The 3,832-nt window shown below is 54.5% G+C and carries 3 protein-coding genes and 1 riboswitch; all 3 genes read right to left on the reverse strand.

All coding sequences use genetic code 11. The features are described from left to right. Nucleotides 1–184 precede the first annotated feature (184 nt). The 3 genes from POTG_RS20110 to metA are packed head-to-tail and all read right to left on the reverse strand — an operon-like array spanning nt 185 to nt 3,488. Nucleotides 185–1,348: a trans-sulfuration enzyme family protein gene (locus POTG_RS20110; RefSeq protein WP_009226678.1), complete on the reverse strand. Its 1,164-nt coding sequence runs from the start codon at nt 1,346–1,348 to the stop codon at nt 185–187. Further along, nucleotides 1,345–2,535: an aminotransferase class I/II-fold pyridoxal phosphate-dependent enzyme gene (locus tag POTG_RS20115; RefSeq protein ID WP_009226679.1), complete on the reverse strand. Its 1,191-nt coding sequence runs from the start codon at nt 2,533–2,535 to the stop codon at nt 1,345–1,347. The genes POTG_RS20110 and POTG_RS20115 overlap by 4 nt, the downstream gene beginning before the upstream one ends. 17 nt (nt 2,536–2,552) lie before the next feature. Next, nucleotides 2,553–3,488: a homoserine O-acetyltransferase MetA gene (metA, locus tag POTG_RS20120; protein ID WP_009226680.1), complete on the reverse strand. Its 936-nt coding sequence runs from the start codon at nt 3,486–3,488 to the stop codon at nt 2,553–2,555. A gap of 120 nt (nt 3,489–3,608) precedes the next feature. Further along, a riboswitch (SAM riboswitch) is annotated at nt 3,609–3,738 on the reverse strand. Nucleotides 3,739–3,832: the final 94 nt, after the last annotated feature.

Raw genomic sequence — 3,832 nt, forward strand, 5'->3', positions numbered from 1 at the left:
AGAACAAATAAATGAATCCCAGGCGATACCTGAAAATTTAAAATGTTAATTCAATCGTAACACAGTCCGCCCAGGAAAAACAGCACCCAATCACGGCGCAGACGCCGAAGAAACGTTGACACATACAGAGGAAAATGCCAAAAAGGCCGCATACCGCGGCCTTTTTATCCGTTCACGAGCCTATTCAGCTATTTGCAAGCGCCTCGTCCAAATCGGCAAGCAAATCGTCGATGTCCTCCAGCCCGACGGAGAAACGCAGCAGCCCGTCGGTAATGCCCCGCTCGCCGCGAACTTCCGGCGGCATCGAGGCATGCGACATCATCGCCGGGTAAGAGAGGATGCTCTCGACGGCACCCAGGCTGACCGCAACGAGCGGCAGCTTCACCCGATTCAGCACCCGCTTGGCCCGCTCGCCTGAACCAACGTCGAAGGAGACCACCGCGCCATAACCGGTGGATTGCTTCTCCTGAACCTCGCGGCCGGGGTGATCCGGCAAGCCAGGATAATACACGGCCGCGATGTCGCTCCGGCGGCTCAGCCAGTCGGCCAGCTTGCGCGCGCTCACTTCGCTGTGCGCCATCCGCGCCCCCAGCGTCTTCATGCCGCGCATCAGCAGCCATGAATCCTGCGCGCCAAGGACGGTGCCCAGCCCGTTCTGCACATATTTCAGCTGACGGGCCAATTCTTCCGTCCGGGCCACCGCCAGGCCGGCCAACACGTCGCTGTGTCCGCCGAGGAATTTCGTTGCGCTGTGCAGGACGATATCTGTCCCCAGCTCAATCGGGCGCTGGTAATACGGCGTCATAAACGTATTGTCCACGATGCTAAGCAACCCATTTTCTCGCGCCCACGCGGAGATTTCCGCGATATCGGTGATTTTTAACGTAGGATTGGACGGCGTTTCCATATAGACGGCTTTCGTGTTGGCTTTCAAAGCCGCCTTTACCTGCTCCGGCTGCGTCATATCGACGAACGTCGTTTCGATGTTCATCCGGGTTAAAATATTGGACAGCAGACGATAGGTCCCGCCGTACACATCTTCGGTCACGATAATATGATCGCCGGCCGAGAGCAGCATCAGCGTTGTGGAAATGGCGGCCATCCCGCTGGCAAACGCGAAGCCTTGGACCCCGCCTTCCAATACCGCAATGTAATCCTCCAGCGCCTGCCGCGTCGGATTGCCGGAACGGCTGTAATCGTGCTGCGGCGGATTAAAAATATCGTGATGATGGAACGTCGACGCCTGATAAATCGGTACACTGGACGCGCCGGTAGCCTCGTCCACCTCGCTGCCGAAGTGAATCAGCTTCGTTTCAAATTTGTTTTCCCGTTTCTCCTGCCCGCTCATGCGCCTTGTCCCCCTTCGACTTCCTGCCGCGCCGCTTCCAGTGCATTACTCAGGTCCGCAATCAAATCATCAACGTGCTCGATGCCAACGGAGAACCGCAGCAACCGATCATCCACGCCCACCGCATTGCGGATCTCCTCCGGAATGTCAGCATGCGTCTGCACTGCAGGATACGTCATCAGCGATTCCACGCCGCCGAGACTTTCGGCAAATGCAATCAGATTTAGATTGCGCAGCACCGGCTCTACGTACCGAGCATCCGTTACTTTGAAGGAGAAGATCCCCGTATTGCCGCTCGACTGCTTCCGTTGCGTCGCGTACCCTGGGTGATCCTCCAATCCCGGGTGGAATACCTCGGCTACCTGTGGATGTGTCTGCAGGAATTTGGCGATCGCCAGCGCGTTGCTTTCGTGCCGCTCCATCCGCAGCGCCAGCGTCTTCATTCCGCGCATCAGCTGATAAGAATCGGACGGGCTGAGCACCGCCCCAATCGAGTTGTGCAGGATCGCCATCTCCTGAGACAGCTCCTCGCCTTTGGTGATGATCAGACCGGCCAGGACATCGTTATGGCCGCCCAAGTATTTTGTCGCGCTGTGAACAACGATGTCCGCACCAAGCTCAATTGGCCGCTGGAAATACGGCGTCATCAGCGTATTGTCGACGATCGTCAGCAAGCCATGGGACCGCGCCCATGTCGATACCGCTTCAAGATCGGTGATCATCATCAGCGGATTGGTTGGCGTCTCAATAATAACCGCCTTTGTATTCTCTTGACGTACACGTTCGAGTGCATCCAAATCGTTCGTATCCACATAAGTTGCGGTTACGCCAAATTTGGACATGATCCGCTCCAGCAAACGGTATGTGCCTCCGTAAAGATCCAACGATACGATGAGATGGTCGCCTTGAGAAAATAACGTAAATACCGTCTGCAGCGCGGCCATCCCGGAGCTACAGGCAAACCCGGCATCGCCGGATTCCAGAGCGGCCGCTGCGTCTTCCAGCACTTTGCGGGTAGGGCTTTTCGTACGGATATAATCGAAGCCCGTGCTTTGCCCCAGACGCGGATGCCGAAACGCCGTGGCTTGATAAATCGGATAATTTACCGCGCCTGTGACCGGTTCTTCGACCGATCCGATTTGTGCCAATCTACTCTCGATGCGCCATTCCTTGTTTCTCTCCCCCACCTGCAATCCCTCCACTTTTAGATCTCATATACAAAATCGGCCGTTTGATCGATATCGTACGGTGTTTCTTGATACACATAGTAGTTTAACCAATTGGAAAATAATAAGTTTGCATGGGCACGCCACGAAGAACGCGGGGTGCGAGTCGGATCGTTATTCGGGAAATAGTTTACCGGCAGATCGATTTCCAAGCCTTTGGCAACATCCCGGTCATATTCCCATTTGAGCGAATCCGGATCGTATTCGGAGTGCCCGGTCACGAAGATCTGTTTACCGTCGCGGGTGGCGACCAAATAAATGCCGGCTTCCTCCGATTCCGCCAGAATCTGCAGTTCCGGCACCCGTTCGATGTCCGAGCGTTCCACGTCCGTATGACGAGAATGCGGCACTTGGAACACTTCATCAAACCCACGCAGCAGCTTTACCTTCGGATCGTTGACCGTGTGGGAGAAGACACCAAAGCACTTTTTCGCCAGTGGAACTTTACGAACGCCATAGTGGTAATACAATCCGGCCTGCGAGGCCCAACAGATGTGCATGGTCGAAGTGACATGGGTTTTGGACCACTCGAAGATTTCCTTCAACTCTTCCCAGTAGTTCACTTCTTCAAAATCCAACTGCTCGACCGGTGCCCCTGTCACGATCATGCCGTCAAAGCGGCGATTACGAATATCGCCAAACGTTTTGTAGAACATCTCCAGATGCTCTGCGGACGTATTTTTCGAGGTATGCGTGCTCGGATGTAGCAGGACGATTTCCACCTGAAGCGGCGTGTTCCCCAGCAAACGTAAGATTTGTGTCTCCGTCGTTTCCTTGGTTGGCATCAGGTTCAGAATCGCGATCCGCAGCGGGCGAATGTCCTGATGGTATGCACGGCTTTCATCCATCACAAAGATGTTTTCGTTGGCCAACACGTCCTTGGCCGGTAAATGGTCCGGTACTTTAATCGGCATGTGGTTTCACTCCTTTAATCGTAGCGTCATCCTTAATTCATCATCCGTTTCGAGGGGCCGTTTATACAAAAATGACCTCTCTCACGGGGAGAAAGGTCATTACGTATTCGGTATGCGCCTCTCTCATCTCTCAGAAGCCGTCCAGCGTTCGAAACGGACGGTCCTGCAAGAATTAGCACCGCTGCGATGGGTTTCATCGCCGGTTGCCGGGTATCATCGGGCTAGTCCCTCCACCTGCTCTTGATAAGATTTCGCTGTATTTAGTTATTTTCGGGGGCCTGGGCCATCGCCCGTACTCCCTGACATTCACTTTAAAGTATCCGATGGTATTCCGTCAAGAACTC

This window comes from Paenibacillus sp. oral taxon 786 str. D14, from assembly GCF_000159955.1.
Lineage (GTDB): Bacteria > Bacillota > Bacilli > Paenibacillales > Paenibacillaceae > Fontibacillus > Fontibacillus phoenicis.